Origin of the sequence: Spirosoma soli, assembly GCF_042684525.1 — a bacterium.
GTDB lineage: Bacteria > Bacteroidota > Bacteroidia > Cytophagales > Spirosomataceae > Spirosoma > Spirosoma soli.
In genome coordinates this window covers 76,940-96,507 of the sequence record NZ_JBHULN010000022.1, presented here as the reverse complement: position 1 = coordinate 96,507, position 19,568 = coordinate 76,940, and the positions used below count along the sequence as shown (strand labels likewise).

At 47.5% G+C, this 19,568-nt stretch carries 16 protein-coding genes; 5 read left to right on the top strand and 11 right to left on the bottom strand.

The window, feature by feature from the left end:
• Window positions 1-33: 33 nt before the first annotated feature.
• Window positions 34-2,502, bottom strand: coding sequence for a glutaminase family protein (locus tag ACFSUS_RS25185; RefSeq protein WP_381527112.1), 2,469 nt, complete (start codon window positions 2,500-2,502; stop codon window positions 34-36).
• Between the two features lie 507 nt (window positions 2,503-3,009).
• On the opposite strand from ACFSUS_RS25185, the gene ACFSUS_RS25180 reads away from it, so the two are divergent.
• Both ACFSUS_RS25180 and ACFSUS_RS25175 read left to right on the top strand, forming a co-directional pair.
• The gene (locus ACFSUS_RS25180) at window positions 3,010-3,465 is read left to right on the top strand and encodes a GNAT family N-acetyltransferase (RefSeq protein ID WP_381527110.1); all 456 of its coding nucleotides are present in this window, start codon (window positions 3,010-3,012) and stop codon (window positions 3,463-3,465) included.
• A gap of 5 nt (window positions 3,466-3,470) precedes the next feature.
• A complete protein-coding gene (locus ACFSUS_RS25175) occupies window positions 3,471-4,397 on the top strand; it encodes a serine hydrolase (RefSeq protein ID WP_381527108.1) in 927 nt (308 codons plus the stop codon).
• 58 nt (window positions 4,398-4,455) lie between these two features.
• Here the strand turns inward: ACFSUS_RS25175 and atpH are convergent, their stop codons facing one another.
• The 6 genes from atpH to ACFSUS_RS25145 all read right to left on the bottom strand — a co-directional run bounded on the left by atpH (window position 4,456) and on the right by ACFSUS_RS25145 (window position 7,815).
• Window positions 4,456-4,995 (bottom strand): ATP synthase F1 subunit delta, encoded by a 540-nt coding sequence (atpH, locus tag ACFSUS_RS25170; protein ID WP_381527105.1) that lies wholly within the window; start codon window positions 4,993-4,995, stop codon window positions 4,456-4,458.
• 6 nt (window positions 4,996-5,001) lie between these two features.
• Window positions 5,002-5,496 (bottom strand): F0F1 ATP synthase subunit B, encoded by a 495-nt coding sequence (locus ACFSUS_RS25165; RefSeq protein ID WP_381527103.1) that lies wholly within the window; start codon window positions 5,494-5,496, stop codon window positions 5,002-5,004.
• Window positions 5,497-5,675: 179 nt separating this feature from the next.
• Window positions 5,676-5,933 carry an ATP synthase F0 subunit C gene (atpE, locus tag ACFSUS_RS25160; RefSeq protein ID WP_083732707.1) on the bottom strand — a complete coding sequence of 86 codons (258 nt, stop codon included), beginning with the start codon at window positions 5,931-5,933 and terminating at the stop codon, window positions 5,676-5,678.
• Between the two features lie 46 nt (window positions 5,934-5,979).
• Window positions 5,980-7,074, bottom strand: a complete 1,095-nt coding sequence (gene atpB, locus ACFSUS_RS25155; protein ID WP_381527099.1) for a F0F1 ATP synthase subunit A — start codon at window positions 7,072-7,074, stop codon at window positions 5,980-5,982.
• A 19-nt stretch (window positions 7,075-7,093) separates the two neighbouring features.
• Window positions 7,094-7,456 (bottom strand): hypothetical protein, encoded by a 363-nt coding sequence (locus ACFSUS_RS25150; protein ID WP_381527097.1) that lies wholly within the window; start codon window positions 7,454-7,456, stop codon window positions 7,094-7,096.
• An 86-nt stretch (window positions 7,457-7,542) separates the two neighbouring features.
• Window positions 7,543-7,815, bottom strand: coding sequence for an AtpZ/AtpI family protein (locus ACFSUS_RS25145; protein WP_381527095.1), 273 nt, complete (start codon window positions 7,813-7,815; stop codon window positions 7,543-7,545).
• A gap of 116 nt (window positions 7,816-7,931) precedes the next feature.
• On the opposite strand from ACFSUS_RS25145, the gene porW reads away from it, so the two are divergent.
• From porW to uvrC, 3 genes are all read left to right on the top strand, one after another.
• The gene (gene porW / locus ACFSUS_RS25140) at window positions 7,932-10,175 is read left to right on the top strand and encodes a type IX secretion system periplasmic lipoprotein PorW/SprE (protein ID WP_381527093.1); all 2,244 of its coding nucleotides are present in this window, start codon (window positions 7,932-7,934) and stop codon (window positions 10,173-10,175) included.
• Window positions 10,176-10,254: 79 nt separating this feature from the next.
• Window positions 10,255-12,612: a penicillin-binding protein 1A gene (locus ACFSUS_RS25135; protein WP_381527091.1), complete on the top strand. Its 2,358-nt coding sequence runs from the start codon at window positions 10,255-10,257 to the stop codon at window positions 12,610-12,612.
• 85 nt (window positions 12,613-12,697) lie between these two features.
• Window positions 12,698-14,506, top strand: a complete 1,809-nt coding sequence (gene uvrC, locus ACFSUS_RS25130; protein WP_381527089.1) for an excinuclease ABC subunit UvrC — start codon at window positions 12,698-12,700, stop codon at window positions 14,504-14,506.
• Between the two features lie 66 nt (window positions 14,507-14,572).
• Here the strand turns inward: uvrC and ACFSUS_RS25125 are convergent, their stop codons facing one another.
• From ACFSUS_RS25125 to porK, 4 genes are all read right to left on the bottom strand, one after another.
• Window positions 14,573-15,625: a gliding motility protein GldN gene (locus tag ACFSUS_RS25125; RefSeq protein ID WP_381527087.1), complete on the bottom strand. Its 1,053-nt coding sequence runs from the start codon at window positions 15,623-15,625 to the stop codon at window positions 14,573-14,575.
• Between the two features lie 56 nt (window positions 15,626-15,681).
• Window positions 15,682-17,271, bottom strand: a complete 1,590-nt coding sequence (gene porM, locus ACFSUS_RS25120; RefSeq protein ID WP_381527085.1) for a type IX secretion system motor protein PorM/GldM — start codon at window positions 17,269-17,271, stop codon at window positions 15,682-15,684.
• 115 nt (window positions 17,272-17,386) lie between these two features.
• Window positions 17,387-18,199, bottom strand: a complete 813-nt coding sequence (gene porL, locus ACFSUS_RS25115) for a type IX secretion system motor protein PorL/GldL (protein ID WP_381527083.1) — start codon at window positions 18,197-18,199, stop codon at window positions 17,387-17,389.
• Between the two features lie 93 nt (window positions 18,200-18,292).
• On the bottom strand, window positions 18,293-19,432 hold the full coding sequence (gene porK, locus ACFSUS_RS25110; RefSeq protein ID WP_381527081.1) for a T9SS ring complex lipoprotein PorK/GldK: 1,140 nt from the start codon (window positions 19,430-19,432) through the stop codon (window positions 18,293-18,295).
• Between the last annotated feature and the right edge of the window lie 136 nt (window positions 19,433-19,568).

Below are 19,568 nucleotides of genomic sequence, written 5' to 3'. Positions count from 1 at the left end.
ATGCACGCCGTTTATCTTGAAAAATAGAGAAGCTTACTGATGCATTTTATTCTCAAGCATCTTGATAAAATATCCCCCAACGACTGACCGGGCCTGAAAGCCTACTTTTTTGCCATCCGTTGTTTCGTGCCAATCGTTGAGCGGTACCCGATCAGGACTTTCGTTGGCGAAGCGAAGTATAGGCTTGATCAAAGCGTCAAAATCCGCTGGTCGATCAGCCAGGGTCGCCGTCCAGACAATCCAGTCCGACTTTGTGTATGTCTTTCGACTATCCAGCGGTAAGCCAAACGGTTGCTGCTTGGTCAGATAATATGCTATTTCTTTCTGAGCTACTTCCTGAGGGAAAATCTTTAATCCTAATAGCTTGTCCCAAACCAGATTGTACTTTTGGCTCCAGGTACCTGGACTCTCAAACGTCAGCGAATAATGATCACCGTCACTAGCCAGCTTCATCCATTTTCGAGCTAAATCACGCGCGATGTCAGTATATTCCTTTTCCCGCGCTTTATCACCCATTCGCCCAGCCAGATACCCATAGCTGGCAATGCCCATAATGGCTTTGACCGATAAGTTGGCATTGCGGGCGATATGCCCGGCAAAATCATCAGTACAGAGCTGATTGGCAGGATCAAATCCTTCTTTTAGAAGGTAATCTGTCCAGGTTGTTAGCGTTGCCCAGTGCTGACGAGCATAGTTCGGATTTCCTTCTACTGCCGCAATGGCCGCCGTTAAAATCAGCATGTTCCCGCACTCTTCAACGGGCATATCTTCACCGTAGGTCTGCCCATTGGCCAAGGGGTACGTTCCCACATCGTGAGCAGCAAACGGCTTCGTCCATCTACCACTTTCCGAATACTGGAATATGGGCTCCATCATTCCCTTCAGTAAGGTAGGATTGTAAAGCAAAAAGAGCGGAGCCGATGGATACGTAACGTCTACTGTGCCGATAGAGCCATTCGAGAAGTTCTCTTTCGAGAAAAAGAACGCTTCCCCTTTCGGACCGGCCACCAGCTTGTGAGCGGCAATGGCCTGCCGATACCCCAAAACACACAGGTTGGCATACGTTTCTCCACCCGCTTTGAGGGCATCTGCATACAGTTGCTTGTCAAAAGCGTCGCACTGCGTTTTCAGGGTACTATAATCTGCTTCGGCATCTTGCAAGGCCTGCTCAATGGACTTATTACCATACCGACGCCACCAGGCATTGAGTGGCTGGCCAAAATACTCAATCGACTTAACGTCGTCGTAGCCAATGAGCAAGTGTCGTTCTACAGCTTTGCCATCTACCTTACCAAGGGCCATGCTGGTAGCCAGCACAGGCAAACTATCATTTACAACGCGGGGCATGCGCTCATGCAAGTCCGTTACGCGCCCTTCACGCTCAAACTGATTGAGTGCGCTGGCCAGCGAACCAATTCGTCGACTTGTGCCCGCTTCAACCGCCGATGCTACATAGAGATGTCCCCAGTCAATGCGAACATCGTCACCTTTTTGGCCTAATACTTTTTGTTCGACTGTTCCGACCCGCATGTAGTCGAGTTTCGGTCCGTCGCTACGGCCAGCCCGGCCCCGGCGCCAGGTAACAAGCTGGTCGGGTGAGTTTACCGCTAGTTCAGCCGATGCATCGGTGTATAACTGCACGTCGTGGGTTTTACCATCGGTTGCCCGAACACGATAACTTACATACTGCACCGGACGCGACAGCACTTCCAGGTTATCCATCAGTAACGGAGCCATAAACGTAACAGTCAATTCAACACCGGCCGCTGCGAACGTAAATTCAGACTGTGTGGCCGTCATACGGTGGCCGGTTTGCGTCGCTGGCTTGTAATTAAGCTGGCGTTCTTCAACCAATCCCAGATCGACGAAACCGGGTCCATTGAAATTATGACTGTGAAAGGCAATGACATTTTTTCCCTTTTGCAGCACTTCTGACGCTTTCCGATGCGTCGGCGTAAGCCGGTAGTTAGGCGTCACTCCGCCTGCCTGAGCAACGCGCTGGCCGTTAATGAACAGCTCGTAGTTATCGTTCTGAATAGCATCGACCAGCAGAAGCCCTTCAGGTACTTGATCAAGGGTAACCGTTCGTCGAACGTATAGGTCAGCCGTTTTCCACTTAGTGTGATCACTGTCACGCGTTCCAAACCCACCTTCGCCAGCAATCCATTGACTATCGTCGAAATCGGATTTTGTCCAATCGTCCGAAGCGGGAGTATCAGTTACGTAGCGAGCTTGGTAAGCCTGCTTTTGTGCGGACGGAACAATGGTTTCTCCCGCAAACGATGGATGCCCCATGAAACGGAACGTTTGCCCATCTACACGAATCAAACCATTAAGCTGTTGGGGCTGTCCTGTCCAGTGGCGAGTAGCATCGCCGTTGAGCTGACTACCAAACGACCAGACACTTGTATAAGGGTCAATAGTCAGCAAGGGAGTAGCTGGCGGGGTGAGAGCGGTACTACTGGCAACAGAATGTTGCGCAGTACCAGAAATAGCGCTCATGAATAAAAGATAAATTACGGTTAAGTACTTATTCACAAAGGTAACATAACACATGAACCAACTGCATCTATAGAACATATTTTTTAACTATTTCAATGTGTAATGCTGATAATAATTTTATATGTTTTTAACGGCGCTACATCTGTCAATAAAAACAGTTTATTAAGGACTGTTGTACGCTAACGCCTTAATTGTTGACTCAGAATAAAATCAGCCGCTGCCGAGCCTCATTCATACAGCTGGCCCATTTGAGACTGATCGGGCTTCATAAGTCCATCGTTATATAAACGGCACAATAACCATGGCTGGGGCTGTTGCATTTATCATGTCTAAGATCTAGCCTGAAAGCATTTCGCCCTTAGCTGTCCAGGCCGGAGCGCCTTTATACGCAAACAGTGCACTTATAATGACTAGCCTACGATTTTACACCGACAACTAGAAGGTAAAGCGAGAAAATTGCGAACTTGAACGTTTATTCCAGTCCTCAACCTAATCGTATAAATCATTGTGACCATCCAATCTACTACTGTAAATGCGCTACAAATCCGGGCTGCTGCCTGGAAAGATGCCTCGGTCATCTACTCATTTTTATGTGAGCTAGAAGAAGTCTCGTTGAACCCAACGGCTTTTCGCGCGGTTTTTCGGCACAACCTGACAAATCCTGCCGTTCATTACCTCGTCGCTGAGCTCAAAGATTCAGTGGTTGGTTTCGTCAGTTGCCACGTTCAATACTTACTCCACCATTGCGGTAAAGTTGGCGAGATACAAGAGTTGTTTGTTAAACCAGAATACCGAAACCAGCAAATTGGCCAGAAACTCGTAAGTGCCTTACATACAGTTGCCACGGCCGAAGGATTAATAAACCTCGAAGTTACCAGCAATCAAAAACGAACTGATACTATCCGCTTTTACGAACGGGAATCCTTCAAGCGTACCCACGTTAAACTGGTTAAACCCCTTTAATCCTGATGCGTTTCTCTTTTCTCTGTTTCCTGTTTGCTACCTACTGTCTGTTAACTGCTGGTCAATCTGTTAAAACCAAAGCCTCTCGCCCTGACGCGTCGCTTGAACGCCAGTTACAGGCAGCCATTACTGGATTCCGTGGTGATGTCGGCATTTATGTACAGAATCTGCGTACTGGCAAAACTGTCGAAATAAACGCCGATACATTATTCCCAACGGCTAGCACCATCAAAGTACCTATTCAGTGTGGTTTGTTCGACAAGATTCATAAAGGTGAGCTTAAATACGACCAGGAGTTGATATACAAAGACTCGTTGCATTATGATGACGGTATCGTCGGCTCGTTGAAAGACGGGACCAAGCTTCCACTCAGCGAGGTCGTGATGCTAATGGAAACCGTTAGTGATAATACGGGCAGTCTGTGGTGCCAGGCGCTTGCTGGAGGGGGCGCTTCCATTAATCAATGGCTTGAGGTAAATGGATTCCACCAGACTCGGGTTAATTCCCGAACGCCTGGTCGTGAAGCCAATCGCAAGCAGTACGGCTGGGGGCAGACTACACCCCGCGAAATGGCCCAATTGCTTACCTACATCCGCCAGGGTAACGCCGTTAGCCCTGATGCCAGTGAAGAAATGTATCGTAACCTAGGCCGTCAGTATTGGGATAACGATGGGCTGTCTCAACTACCGCCCGAAGTAAAAACAGCCTGTAAAAATGGTGCCGTTAATCAGGCTCGTTCAGAAGTAGTGCTTGTCCACGCTCCGCATGGCGAGTACGTATACTGCGTAATGACCAAGAATCAAAAGGATGAAAGTTGGGTCCGAAGTAATGAAGGGTTCCAACTACTTCGCACTATTGGCGCCCTTTTGTGGCATCACTTCGAGCCAAAGTCAACCTGGAAACCAGCTGAAGGCTATGAAAAATGGTGGTAACGAAAAAGCGGCTTTCTAAGTTAGAAAGCCGCTTTTTCAATGTATGTATTGAGCAATACTAGTTCAGGAACTGTAACCGGATCTCATTCAGGCGATTGCGAATAGAACCGTCAATCTGCTGATCGCCTACTCGTAGAACGTAGCCACCGATGAGCTTAGAGTCTATTTTTTCGTCCAGCTCAACCAGTTTACCACCTGTTGTTTTGGTCACCATCGCCCGAAACTTCTCCCGCAAGGCATCTGACAAAGGAACAGTTGTAATAATGGTTGCCCGCTCAACTCCTTTCAGGCGGTCATATTGCTTAATGAACTCATCAGCAATAGCATCCATAATACCTTCGCGGTTCTTTCTAGCAATGATCTCGAAGAAGGACATCGTTACCGGATCAACACGGGTCGCAAAGGCTGCTTTCAGTACGGCACTTTTCTTTTCGGCCCGAACAATAGGGTTCTTCAGCATCAGCATCAGCGGCCGACTTTGGGCGACTGTATGCTTGAAGAACTGCATATCGCGATACATCGTCTCCGTCAGCCCTTTCTCCTGCGCCAAATCCAAAAGCGACTTAGCATAACGGGCTGCTACAGTAGCAATTGCCATAATTGGTTAGTTTAAGCGTGAGTTAGATACGAGGTCGTTTACCAGCTTCTCCTGCGAAGGCTTATCACTGAGTTCTTTACGAAGAACCTTCTCGGCAATGTCAAGCGAAAGTGTCACCACTTCCTTTTTCATTTGAGTCACTAGCGCCTGGCGCTCGTTTTGCATCGCTTCACGGGCCTGCTCCAGCATCCGCTGTCCTTCGGCAGCTGCTTTCTCGCGGGAATCAGCCACCATTTTATCGGCAGTTTCTTTTGCACCGCGCAGAATAGCTTCGCGCTCTGAACGAGCTTGTGCCAGTAATTTCTCGTTATCAGCCTTCAGAGCGGTCATTTCCAGACGCGTCTTTTCGGCCAGGTCAAGGGCACTCTGAATGTTGTTTTCGCGCTCGTTCAGACTTTCGGTAATGGGTTTCCAGGCAAAGGTGCGCAGAATCAAAAACAGGCCGAGAAACACTACTACCTGCCAAAATAACAAACCAAGATCGGGAGTAAGTAAGTCCATGAGTGTGAATTATGGATAAATCAGTGTATTAGTAGTCTTGTCAATCTTTTGTTTGGAAACGTCCACCTGTCGGCAATTCCTAATCAAGTGGACGTTTTCCGAAAACTAGGCGAGTAGTGGTGCCAGTACCTAATGTAACCAGCCTACTCTAGTTTAATCTTAATCTGCTGGCTTAAGGATTACGCCGTAGCAACCAGCAGACAAATAACCGCTGCGAACAGAGCCACGGCCTCAATAAGAGCCGCGATGATCAGCATGGCAGTTTGGATACGACCAGCCGCTTCTGGCTGACGAGCGATACCTTCCATAGCGCTACCACCAATCCGACCAATACCCAGACCAGCACCGATAGCAGCCAGGCCAGCGCCAACAGCGGCACCCATGACAGCAACACTACCAGTAGCCTCCAACAGCAGAGCAAACAACATTGCGAACATAACTTCAAACAGATTTATTAGTGAAACAAAAGATTGCTAATTAAGACTACCCCAGCTCAGAGGTCGTTTCGTAGCCGATACCATGATCAGCGTCGTGGTGTTCTTCAACCGCGCTTCCGATATACATAGCTGTCAACAGGGTGAAAATAAACGCCTGAAGAAAAGCGACCAGAAGTTCGATTAAGTTGAGGAACAAGGTAAAGAAGAGCACGACTGGACTAATGGCTACGCTTGTGGTGGTTCCACCCAGTGCATTCGCCATAAAGATCAAGCCCAATAAGCTCAGGATAATAATGTGACCCGCCGTAATGTTGGCGAATAACCGGACCATCAGCGAGATCGGCTTCATGAATACGCCCACAATCTCAACCGGAATCATAATGGGTAACACAAACCAGGGAACACCCGTTGGTTTAACGATGTGCATCCAGTAATGCTTGTTACCACTGAAAGTTACAATCAGGAACGTAATGACTGCCAGCACCAGCGTTACGGCAATGTTACCCGTCAGGTTGGCCGCACCCGGTAGCAAGCCTAATAAGTTGTTGACTAGGATAAAGAAGAACAGCGTTAACAAGTACGGTAAGAACCGCTCGTACTTAGGACCAATGCTTGGCTTCGCGATTTCATCCCGTACGAACAAAATGATCGGCTCGAGAAACGACTGAATCCCCTTCGGCGCTTTGCCTTTGTTCTTGGCATATCCACGACTAACCGCCGGAAAAATCAACAATAAAATTACGGCGCTCAGCAATAAAGACGCTACGTTCTTGGTAATCGAAAAATCGTAGAACTTAGCTTCTTCAACAACGTTACCCGACTCATCTACGCGATGGATTTTGCCATGCTCCTGCTTGTAGCCGTTATAAACTTGTTCGTGAGCTAGCCGCGATGAGGAGAAAACCTCTAGTCCACGATCACTAGAATACAGAATTACAGGCAGCGGAATGGTAACGCCGTGAGCTAGCTCCCAGCCGTGTTCATCTTTAATGTGGTGCATGATCATTTCGCCCACATTAAACCCTTCTTTTTTGGTAGGTGCTTCGCCTTCGTGGCCGTGCTCCTGGGCATATGTACTTACTAAGGAGCTCAGAATAAGAGCTGTAGCCAGCAAAAATTTATTAATAACCGAACGCATCATATGATGAGAAAGATCGCTTTTACGAATCGCGTCGCAAGTTACGAGTAAGCGCCCAAATCTCAAAGCCTGTATAAAATATATATAGTACAAGAAAGTCCAAAACAAAGGTCCGGCGCTGTTCAATGCGCTGGAACAGAAAAAAGCCAACGAAGGCTAATGCCAGTACGAGACGGGCCACCGTCGCTGCCAGATACAAAGGGATGAAGCGCTCCTGATTACCTTGTAAACCAGACGCTACCAACCGGTGGGTTAGAAACGAAACGCTCAAAAAGAAAACTAGTATAATCTTCCAGAAAGGATGCAGCCAGGGAGCAACAGAATATTGTTCGGCTATGAAAAATGCAATAGCCAAGACAAGTGTAACGAGGAAAGTACGAAGCATGAAAGCGGTTTTCTATTTACGGTATTCTGTTCATAGTGAGCGGACGTACGAGTATTGCTGCCGCGTCAGCTATTGAAAACCAGAAATTATTTTTTCGTGAGTTGACGAATAAACAAATACAATGAAGCACCAATAGCCGTGAGGGAAAGAACGATTGTCCAGATCGGCCGCCGGTTACCTTGCCATTCGTCTAGCTTTAAGCCTACCCATACGCCCAATCCAATGGTACCAAGCATTTGAAAGGCAATACCACTGTATTGAGCAAATGAAGTTGTTTGCTCAGTAGCCTTTTTTAATGGATCATTCCCAACCGGCTTCTCAGGGCGGTTCTCGGTGGGCTGGTCGGGATCGTTTTCCATAGAATTAGGGAGTTTAGTACAATATAAAAGGCAAAATTCGTTAATTTGGCCTAACGTTCCATACCGCTAAACCAGCTTAGGTCGTTTTAGTACGAGTGACCACGTGTTATCTTCGCATGTTCCGCTATTTTCGTAACAGCCCCTATTTACTACTGACGGTCTTTGTTTCATTGGCCGTTGGGCTGGTTTCATGTTCGCAATACAGCACAAAGCCAATTAGCAAAGGTTATCACAATCTTACGGCCCACTTTAATGCTTATGTGATTGCCCGCGATCAGATTGAGGAGGCCGAACTAATTCTGTTTAAAAGCAGGCAGGAAAACTATAACCAATTACTACCGATTCTGTTGCCGGTCGATTCAATGCTTATTCAGACCGTTAAGCCTCAACTGGACGACGCGATCAAGAAAGCTTCCCTTATTCCCGAACGCCATCAGAACAGTAAATGGCTCGATAACGCATATAATCTCATTGGTCGGGCTCGCTTACTCAAGCAGGATCTGCCAAACGCCATCGAGGTATTCAAGTATGTCAATACCAAAGGCACCAATGAGAACGATAAGCATACGGCTTTGGTCGGCCTGATGCGGGCATATGTTGAAGCCAGTGATTACACGAATGCCTTAAACGTGGCCGAGTATCTGCGCACCCAGCCATTAAACAAAGGCAATACCCGCGACTTTTATTTGACAAAGGCTTATTTGCACGAGCGTAAAGGCGAGTATGCTACCGCAGTGGGAATCTTAGACGCAACGTTCCCCTTCTTGAAGAAAGGGGAAACGACGGCCCGGCTTCATTTAATTGCCGGACAGTTGTATGACTTACTTGCCCAACCGGCTAAAGCCGTTGATCACTACCGGCAGGTCCTAGCGTCCCGGCCTACGTACGATCAATCATTTTATGCCAACCTTTTCGCCATCCAGAGCAACGGCCTTACCGGCGACGAAAAGCGCGTAGCTCAGTCGACCGAGACGTTCGACCGAATGCTAAACGATCGAAAGAATGCTGATCTGAAAGATAAAGTTTACTTTACGATGGGTTTGCTGGAAGCTCGTAGCGGTCGGGTCGATAAAGCCATTAACTTTTACAGCCAATCGATTCAGGCGGCTGGGTCCAACACATCTCAGGTCCCTTACACCTACCTGGAAATAGGTCGGCTCTACTTCGACAAGAAAGCCGATTATGCCAAGGCGAAGGTCTATTATGACAGTGCGCTGGCCCTCCTGCCCCAGCAGTCGCCCGAATACGCTGCTCTTTTAGCCCGTAAAAAGACACTTGACGAGTTTGTTCAGTATAAGACTACTATTCGTACTGACGATAGCTTGTTACACCTGGCCCAGCTGAGTCCGGCTGCGCTGGATAAAGCCCTCGACAATGTACTTAAACAACGCGAAGAAGCAGATAAAGCGCAGGCGGCTTTAGCGCAGCAGATTGTAGAGCGGGCATCGAGCGGCAACATTAGTACGGTGGCGGGCGCTACCAACTCAGATCTACAACCCGATCAGCGTTGGGTGTTGTATAATCCTATTGCCCTAAGCCAGGGCCGGCAGGAGTTTTCAGTTCGTTGGGGAAACCGACCGGTTGAAGATAACTGGCGACGGAGTAACAAAGAATCGTCGGAGGCCGTGGCGGGTGTGAACAACCCTCTCAACGGCGAATCCCTCGCAAACAGTGTTAACCCCAACGCGCCACTGCAGCAGCCAGATGCTACCAATGCCAGTGCTGGGCCTGCTTCTGGCCGACGGTCGCAAAAGGATGCGCTGATGGCCCAAATACCTTTCTCGCCCGATGCTCAGCTCAAGGCCAATCAACGTATAGAGAATGCGTTGTATAAACTTGGTAAGCTGTACAAGTTTGAACTTAATCAACCTGCCGACGCTATTCCAACGTTTGAGCAGTTGCTGACGCGTTATCCCAACACGCTTCAAAAACCCGAAGTGTATTATCTGCTCCATCTGTCCAACGAGCAATTAGGAAAAACCTCAAATTGGAAAGATAAACTCCTGGCCGAATACCCAAATACGTCGTATGCCCGCCTTACTGGCCGAGCAGCGGCTCAAACAACCGATTCAGAAGCACAGTTACAAAAAGCGTATACAGCCGTTTATGAGCTTTATAAAGCGAACAACATGACGGAGGCATTAGCTCGGGCGGAAAGTGCCTTAAGTACATTTGCTGGAAGCCAGCTGGAAGATAAATTAGCCTTGTTACGTGTCATTTTAGTTGGTAAGGTGCAAGGCGTAGAAGCTTACCGTCAAGCGCTGAACGAGTTTGTGCGCGACTACCCGGCCAGTCAACTGTTACCTCGTGCCAAAGAAATGCAGGCTGCGGCTGATCAGCCTACGGCCAAACGAAAATAAGTTTCGCCCTGTAGCGTTGCGAGAAAATACTCACAACTGTAGTATAGGAAGATAAACGACCAATTTATAGTCACCCATAATGTTTGAATTTGCTCCCGGTCGTTACCGGAACGTAATCCGAAAACTCTGGTGGTATTCGCTACTCGGCATAGTTTTACTTGTGTTGTATGTAGTTGCTGTCAGTTATAATTTCTTTTGGCTCTTTGGTGGTATGCCCAGCCTGAAAGCCCTTGAGAACCCCAAGAGCGAAGAAGCGTCTGAAGTATACACCGCCGATAACCAGCTACTGGGTAAATACTACGTTGAAAATCGGACCCCCATTGAGATTTCGCAGGTTTCACCGAATGTAGTCTCAGCTTTATTAGCGACTGAGGATGCTCGTTTTGTGAAGCACTCAGGCATTGATCCTCGCTCATTGTTTCGAGCCGTAAGCGGACTTGTCACCTTCCGTGATGCGTCGAGTTCGGGAGGTGGCAGTACATTAACCCAGCAGACTGCTAAAAACCTGTTTGATACCCGGCAAGAAGAATTGCGCGGTGTACTAGGGCACATTCCACTGATCAACTTAGTGATTGCCAAAACCAAAGAATGGATTCTGGCAGTACGTCTCGAACGTAATTACACCAAGCAAGAGGTCATGATGATGTACCTCAATACCGTTTCGTTTGGAAACAATACGTATGGTATAAAGACAGCGGCCAAAACGTATTTTGGTAAAGAGCCCTGGAATCTGAACGTTGAAGAAGCCGCCTTGCTGGTAGGGATGCTTAAAAATCCCACCTTGTACAATCCTCGTCTGTTTGAAGAACGAGCTAAAGAACGCCGGAACGTAGTGCTGGGGCAGATGAAGAAGTACAAGTTCTTGAACGATGAACAATACTTCACCTTTAAGAACAAGCCGTTAAAACTCGACTTTAGTGTTGAAAATCAGAACACCGGGATGGCCGCTTATTTCCGTTCAGTCATTCGCGATGACATCAAACGGTGGATCAGGCAGTATAACGAGGAGAATCCCGGTGCCGAGCTTGACCTTTATACCAGCGGCCTGAAAATTTATACCACTATTGACTCCCGGATGCAGGCCTATGCCGAAGAAGCGGTTATGACCAATATGCGGGATCAGCAGAAGAAGTTTTACGAACACTGGCGTGGTCGCAATCCGTGGGTGAAGAAGGATGATCGCACGAAAAAGTACGTCGAGATTCCGGGCTTTATTGAAAGTGTTGCTCAGCGAACCACCCGTTACAAACAGCTGAAAGCCGTTTATGGTAACGATGATAAAGCGATCTGGCGCGAAATGCGCAAGCCAACGAAGATGAAAGTATTTGTCTACGGTGGTCGACGTAATGAGAAAGACACCACAATGAGCCCGCTGGACTCAATAAAGTATTATAAGCGCTTACTAAACACTGGCTTTATGTCTATGGACCCTCGGTCTGGTTACGTTAAAGCCTGGGTGGGTGGTATTAGTTTTAAACACATGAAGTTCGACCACGTCCGCCAAAGCCGACGCCAGCCGGGTTCGACCTTCAAACCGTTTGTGTATTTAACAGCCATGGATCAGGGATTTGTAACGCCCTGTAGCCACCTCGTCGACCGTCCAACGGTATTTGCCCACGGTGAAGATAACAATGGCGGTCCGGCCTGGATGCCTAAAAACTCCACTGGCCGTTACAGTGGTCGCAGTTTGTCCCTGCGCGAAGCGTTGGGCCAATCGATCAATACCGTAAGCGCTCAGTTAATCAAGAAAACGCGGGCCGCAGCTGTGATTGATTACGCGCACAAAATGGGCATTGAGAGCAAAGATCTACCCCAGAACCCTACGCTGTGCCTGGGAACGGGTGACGTATCGGTGTATGAAATGGTAGCTGCCTATTGTGCCTTTGCCAACGGTGGTACCCGCGTTCGTCCTATGATGATCATTCGTATCACTGACAAAAACGGGAATGAGTTAAAGCGCTTTACCCCCGACGCTAACCAAGTCATTAGCTCCAATCGGGCCTACGAAATGCTGCATCTGATGCGCGGAGCCGTTGAGGAGCCCAACGGTACTGCCCAGCGGTTACGGACTCAGTACAAGTTGCTGGAAGGTGGTAACGAGATTGCGGCAAAAACCGGAACGACGTCTAATTATTCAGATGCGTGGTTCATGGGCATGACGCAACACCTGGTTTCGGGGCTATGGGTTGGTGGCGACGACCGGCCTATTCACTTTAGAACCATTGAGCTTGGTCAGGGCGGTCGATTGGCCATGCCCGCCTGGGCGATGTACATGCAGAAGGTGTACAAAGACCCGACCCTTACGCAATATCGTCCGGAGCCCTTTCGCAAACCAAACAATTTCAAAATTGATTGTGGCGGTTATCACATAGACTCTTCGCAGCGGTACATTCCGCCGAAGGTGGTGCCAGAGGATGAAGAAGAAATTTTGCAATAAACTAGCGAGCAACCTTTAGCAAGTGTCAATTGTTAACTGAATTGGAACATTACCGGGACGGTGGTGTTCCTTTTTTCTTACGACTATGCCCGAATTCGATTATAAAAAAGAGCTAACGAAAGTCCCTCATGAGCCGGGCGTTTATCGGTATTTTGATGCGACGGGCGAGGTGATTTACGTTGGCAAAGCGAAAGACCTGAAAAATAGGGTTAGTAGCTATTTCACCAATTCAAAGCAACACGACCGTAAAACGTTACGCCTGGTCAGTCAGATACGCAAGATTGAATTCACCATAGTTAACACCGAGTTCGACGCGCTGTTGCTGGAAAACCAACTTATAAAGCGCTATCAGCCTAAGTTCAATATTCTGTTGCGCGACGATAAAACGTATCCTTTCGTTTGCGTCACGAATGAACACTTCCCCCGTGTGGTTACTACCCGGCGTATTGATCGCAAACTCGGTACTTTCTATGGCCCGTTTGCGAACTTAAAGCCAATGTACACAGTGCTTGACATGTTTAGTCAGCTGTTTACTATTCGGACGTGTAACTACAATTTAGCACCTGAGAATGTTGAAGCAGGCAAATACAAAGTTTGTCTTGAGTATCACATCGGCAATTGTAAAGGTCCTTGTGAGGGCAAACAAGCTGAAGCTGATTACGACAAGGATATAGAGCAGGTTCACCATATTTTAAAGGGCAATCTGAAGCCAGCGCAGGAATACTTTAAAAACCGGATGGTCGAAGCCGCCAACGATTTAGCTTTCGAACAAGCACAGCAGTACAAAGAAAAAATGGACCTGTTGCAGCGCTTTCAAAGCAAATCCACAGTCGTTAACCCAAAGATTGCGGATGCTGATGTGTTCACCATTGCTTCTGATGAGTCATGCGCCTACATCAATTTTATGAAGGTTGTCAATGGAACCATCGTTCAGACGCACACCGTGGAAGTTAAGAAAAAACTGGATGAGACAGACCCTGACCTGCTGGCTATGATGATCATCGAGTTTCGTGAGCAATACGGTAGTCAGGCTAAGGAAATCATTTCCAATATTCCTTTGGATGTCGACATGAAAGCAGAGGTCACCGTTCCGCAAATTGGCGACAAGAAGAAGCTGCTGGACATGTCGCTTAAAAACGTGCTGTACTTCCGGCGGGAACGACAGGAGCGGGCAGCGGCCGAAGCAACGGCTAATGCCAGCAAAAAAGACCGCGTTCTGATTCGACTAAAACAGGACTTGCAACTGAAAACGTTACCTAACCGCATCGAGTGCTTCGACAACTCGAACATCCAGGGCACTAACCCCGTTTCGGCCATGGTTTGTTTTATTGGAGGAAAGCCTGCTAACAAAGAATACCGCCATTTCTCCATAAAAACTGTAGTCGGTCCAAACGATTTTGCGAGTATGTACGAAGTGGTAACCCGTCGGTATAGTCGCGTGCTCGAAGAAGCGACAGGCTTACCAGATTTGATCGTCATAGACGGTGGTAAAGGCCAATTGAGTGCTGCCTGTGATGCACTGAAAGCGTTAGATCTGTACGGTAAAGTTCCCATCATTGGTATTGCCAAACGCCTGGAGGAAATCTATTTCCCTGAAGACAATCTTCCTTTATACATTGATAAGAAGTCAGAATCGTTGAAACTTATACAACGTATTCGTGATGAAGCGCACCGGTTCGCGATTACGTATCACCGTGATAAACGTAGTCGTAACAGTCTTATCAGCGAGCTAGAAAATGTAGAGGGTATCGGCAAAAAGACGGCGGCTAAATTATTAAAGCACTTCAAAGGTGTCACTAAAATACGAGAAGCGTCCTTCGATGAAGTAGCTGAAGTAGTCGGTAAAGACCGTGCCAGTAAGCTTAAACAGTATTTTGAGACTATTGAACAATAGTGCAGAGCTAGGCACAAACAAAAAAGGCGATCGAGAGATCGCCTTTTTTGTTTGCATAATTCCTTATTAGTATTCCCACAAGCCGTGTTCAGCCTCCATCAGTTCGTACTCAGTCTGGTATGACTTCAGCAGACCTTCACGATCACCGTACATACCGACTAAATCTTTATCTTCTGGGTTAGCGACTTTCCAGATGCGTCCGTAGAACAACCGTAAATCGAACGCGTCAGCCAGGTTTTTGTGCTGTGCCTGATTTTGCGGGTTATACCAGATAAACTTCTTAGGATCACTCCGGAAGAGTTTATCCAAATCTTTCCACTTGAAATAAGCAACTGGAACCTCGTAACCGGCAGGGTTCTTGTCTGCAGGCAAAACAATGCCGACTGATTGTATATCGTAATACAGACGTGAACGTTTACGGTCAAAAATCCAGTCCTCTTTTATCTCCAGCAGATTAAGTTCTTTTGGAAAATACTCGTCACCCGAGAACGCAGGTGCCTGAGCAACGGCTACTGTATCTTTCTTAGGCTCCTCTACTGGTTGTACAGTCTTAGCGCCTTTCTTACCTTTCGTGTTTTTAGCTACCGACTTCTTCTTTGCAGGCGCTCCCCAACCATCATCGGCAGGTTGAGCGGCTGGCTTTTTAGGAGCTCCCCAACCATCGTCAGCGGTTTTCTTGGTATCCTTTGGAGGCCCACCCCACCCATCCTCAGTTTTACCGTTCTTTCCATCTTCAGTAAAACCAGCTGCTTTCTCTTCTTCCGACAAGCCACCAGCCGTATTAGGGATTAATAGCTTTTCGTGCATCTTTTCAGCCGTTATTTTCGTTGTTAGCGAATCGCTCGTATAAGCATCTAGCAAACCAGCTTTAACAGCCTCAACCAGGTATTTCGAGATTTCGTTATTTTTAGAGAACATCGATTGATTCTGTTTCTCCCTTAGGTCAATGCGACGCCAAAGGGTCTTCTTCATCATAATATCGTTCTCATTAATCCCGCGAACCGAATTTGGATTAGTGCCGGTGCTTGCTTTCTCCTGGGCAAAGGCTCCCCCACTAATCAGAGCTAGTGCAGTTGTCGCAAACACACCAGCAAACCGAATTTTTCCTGTTTTTATCATGCCCACTGTCTGTTGTCAATTCAGTATGTTAACGGCTAATGAAGCCCTTTAGTACATTAGTAAAGTGAAACCTGATAGATTGGATTTCCCATGGGAACGTCACTGACATCTCCCTTAAAATTCCGGCGCTGAACTCCGTCAACCTGAATGACAAGCCGGTCACCTGACTGCGCTTCAGCAGCTAAGGAACTAATTGAACCGCCACCTGCGCCTAAATTTACACTTCCAACACGTCGAGCTCCTCGCACTAAGCTAACTGTCATTCCAGTTACGCGGAAATTAGCGTCATCAGGTGAGAAAGTTGCAAAACTCGGGTCTGATACTGCACGAGCCTGAACACTACGGGCAGCAGTAACAGGAACTCCTCTTGGGTCATTCGTGCGCTGACCACCTACCAGATACTCTAACGTTGGGCGGGGCACACGGTTTACGCGGAAGCTTTCTCTTCCAAGTAAGCTCCCCCCATTGCTAATGTTAAGCGACACTTGGGCTGCACTAGGAACAACCGTTACTTTTCCTTTTTCACCTGATGGTATAACAGCAGCTCCATCACCTGTAATAGAAGGGTTCCATAAAGCACCTAATTGAGGGCTTTGAATGCTAAGTTTGTTAGCGCAGCCTAAGTAAAGAGGAGGCAACGTACCCGTTTCAATCTGATAGGATGGCTTAGCAACAAAGTACTCAGCCTGTAGTGGTACTGTTTTTAGTCCGGCTCCGGTTTGATAAGAAATGGAACCAGTCAAAACGCGACGAGCTAAGCCATTCTTATCATAAGCACCGCCCTGCGCTGTAAATTCAACAATACCCTGTCCATCCTGCATTCTAACAGGGGCACCGCTCAAGCTCATACGAGGTTGAATACCTGATGAAGATGCGGCCAAGAACATTTGGCCTTTGAACTTCGTACCAGCAACGACAACCTTAGATTCCATGCTCAACATGGCCAGAATTTTATCGAACTTAACGTCCTGCGCTCCTACTTTGCTGGCTAGTACGTTTAAGACTTCACCTTCAATCCGGCGAACGTCCGTTTGCCGCTGGGTCAATACTGCTAATGCAGCAGGAACTGGCGTTTGAGCAAAGTTTAATTCGCCAAAATCCTTCAATCGCTGGTCCGGAGATCGGCTTGAAATGGGATCGTCTTTACCGTCTAATGCCAATGATACGTACTTAGCGGGACTATACTTTCCTAAGTTCTGCAAGTAATCGTCAAGCTGCTTTTTCAGTTTGTAAGCTTCACCATTGTGATTACCGCCTACCATGATCTGAGCAACCTTTTCTTCTTCGCTTAAATTTTTGATGTTACCAGCTTCGTCGGTACCACCGCCAGCTTCGTTGATAATCCGTTCTTTGAGCGCGTCAATCTGACCAATAACACCGGCTGTTGCCTGCCGGACTTCATCGGCCTGTTTAACAATAGCTAAGTCAGCAGCTCGGTTCCCCGACTTCTCAACAGTAGCCCGGATATTGTCGAACGTGGCCTGGTTAACCCGATTAGACGATACAGTAGACTGCTCCAAACTATTATTCAGTAATACAAATTTCTCCAGAATCGCCGAGGTGACTTGCAAAGCCAACAACGCGGTCAAAACCAGATACATCATCCCAATCATTTTCTGACGGGGTGTCTCTTTTACGCCTGCCATTTATATATGGTAAGTTGTGGGGTTATGAGGTTGTAAAGTTGTAACGTTACAAAGTTGTACAGTAAGGCTTAAGCCGACTTTACAACCCTATAACTATTAAACTTTATAACTTTAATTAATTGCCGCGCATGGCTGTTAGCATGCTACCATAGACGTTGTTCAACGACGCCAGGTTACCGGTGAGCTTAGCTAACTCATTCTTGAACTGCTGGGTGTCACGGCTAGCGTCGGCCATGTTCTCCATGGCTGAACTCAAGCTGCCGTAGAAAGCATTCATTGCCTTTAAATGCTTGTTTGTGTCCTGTAACTCCAGTTCGTATACGGCGTTGAGAGCACCCATGTTCTTGGTTACTTTCTGAGTTTGATCACGGAGTTCTTTCGTGTCGTTCGTCGCATCGGCCATTGAGCTAACTGCTGTGATAGCCGTGTTGTACGACTTGTTCATTTCAGAGAGCGAATTTGACGCTGTCTTCACATTGCGAGCGTAATCATTGGTAGCCACCGTAGCGTCCGTAAGGTCGCTCAGTCTCGATACAGTGTCATTGAGACTACGGAAACCGGTACCCAACTTTTCAAATACGTCTGGCGTTACTTTCGCCTGAGCCAGCATTTGGTCCATGTTAGCGGTTAAGCCGTTGGCCTGGGCAACAGGCTTACGGGCTTCGCCTTTATAATCGTCGGCCAGTTCAGGGTACACGCGCTCCCAGGCGTAACCTTCTCCGGAAGTCGCTGGAAACAGGAAGCTTTGCATAGCGTAGAGCGCGAAAATTACCGCTTCTACAACCAGGCCAACGGTGAGTAACCAGCTTAATGAATTAATGTGCTGAATTTTAGCCATAGCCCCCAATACGACGACGGCGGCACCGGCACTATAAATGGTTGGTACTAAACGATCCCAAAAGAAATTTACTGACTTTCCTGATGCCATGATTAGCGTTTGTTAATTATAGGAACTGACTTTGTGTGGTTAATTACAAGTTTGAATAATGAACCCGTGTTCTAAGACTTCATTCAGCTAGGGTTATACTTTCGATTTAGCTGACGACTTTTTGCTGCTCTTACTTTTACTGCTTCCACCAACCCGGCCACCGCGAGCCGATGCAGTGCGGCCTTCCAGGTTATCCATCACGCAACGGAACCCAATGTACGAACGCTTCTGGTCTTCGTACTCATAATAACGCGTACCCGTTTCGAGGTAGTATGCAATGTCTTTCCAGGAACCACCCCGAACGACTTTGCGTGGCTCATCAGCGTTTTGGTTGTCGGGGTTCATGTCCCAAACAATGGCGTTTGAGTTATCAGCATAAGCATCGCGGCACCACTCAGCGGCATTACCAGCCATGTTATATAGGCCATAATCGTTAGGGCTATACGCTGTTGCTGGAGCTGTGTAGGGATAACCATCGGCGTCGAAGTTACCACGCTGTGGTTTGAAGTTAGCCAGATAGCATCCTTTCCCGTTCGCTACGTATGGGTTACCCCAAGGATACTTCGCGCCATTCTTACCACCACGAGCGGCCCACTCCCATTCCGCTTCAGAAGGAAGCCGGAAGCGGGGCGAATTAAACTGACCTTCTTTTGTACGGTAGTCATTGTACGTGTTTGTACGCCACTGGCTGAAATGCTGGGCGGCTTTCCAGCTTACACCCACTACCGGATACGTATCGAAAGCTGGGTGTGCGAAGTAGTACTCCAGCATTGGGTCGCCATTGTGATAGGTAAAGTCATTTTTCCATACTGTTGTATCAGGATAGTACTTAGACATAATTTCCTCTTCACCCAGCGTCGACACCGAGTCAGCCAGCAAGGCATTCACATATTGACGATACTCATGGTTTGAGATTTCAGCATCGTCCATGTAGAACGAGCTAATAGTTACCTGCCGGTTCATGTTGATCTGGGTAGCGGCTACGTCTTCATCAGCCTGACCCATAATAAATGACCCAGATGGCACCAACACCATTCCATAAGGCGTCGTTTGCTTGTATCCTTTACGACTGGTTGCCGTGATTTCACCATTCGTAACACCAACGTCACCCCCTTTACCGCCTTTGCCACCGAATTTAGACTTCACAAATCCGCAACCTTGCATAAGCAGTATCACTGCTGCGACCATCACCACCCGGGTTGCATTGATTGTAAACCAGTTATACTTCATCATTGTAGGCTATTTTACCTTCTTCTTGTGCGAGACCAGACTAAAAACGAAAATCTGTTTGGATATTGTATGTAAAACTTGGGGTTCAGACTTATTTTATATTTCGGTCTGATCGCCAAACTTTTTAAGCTTTAATTAA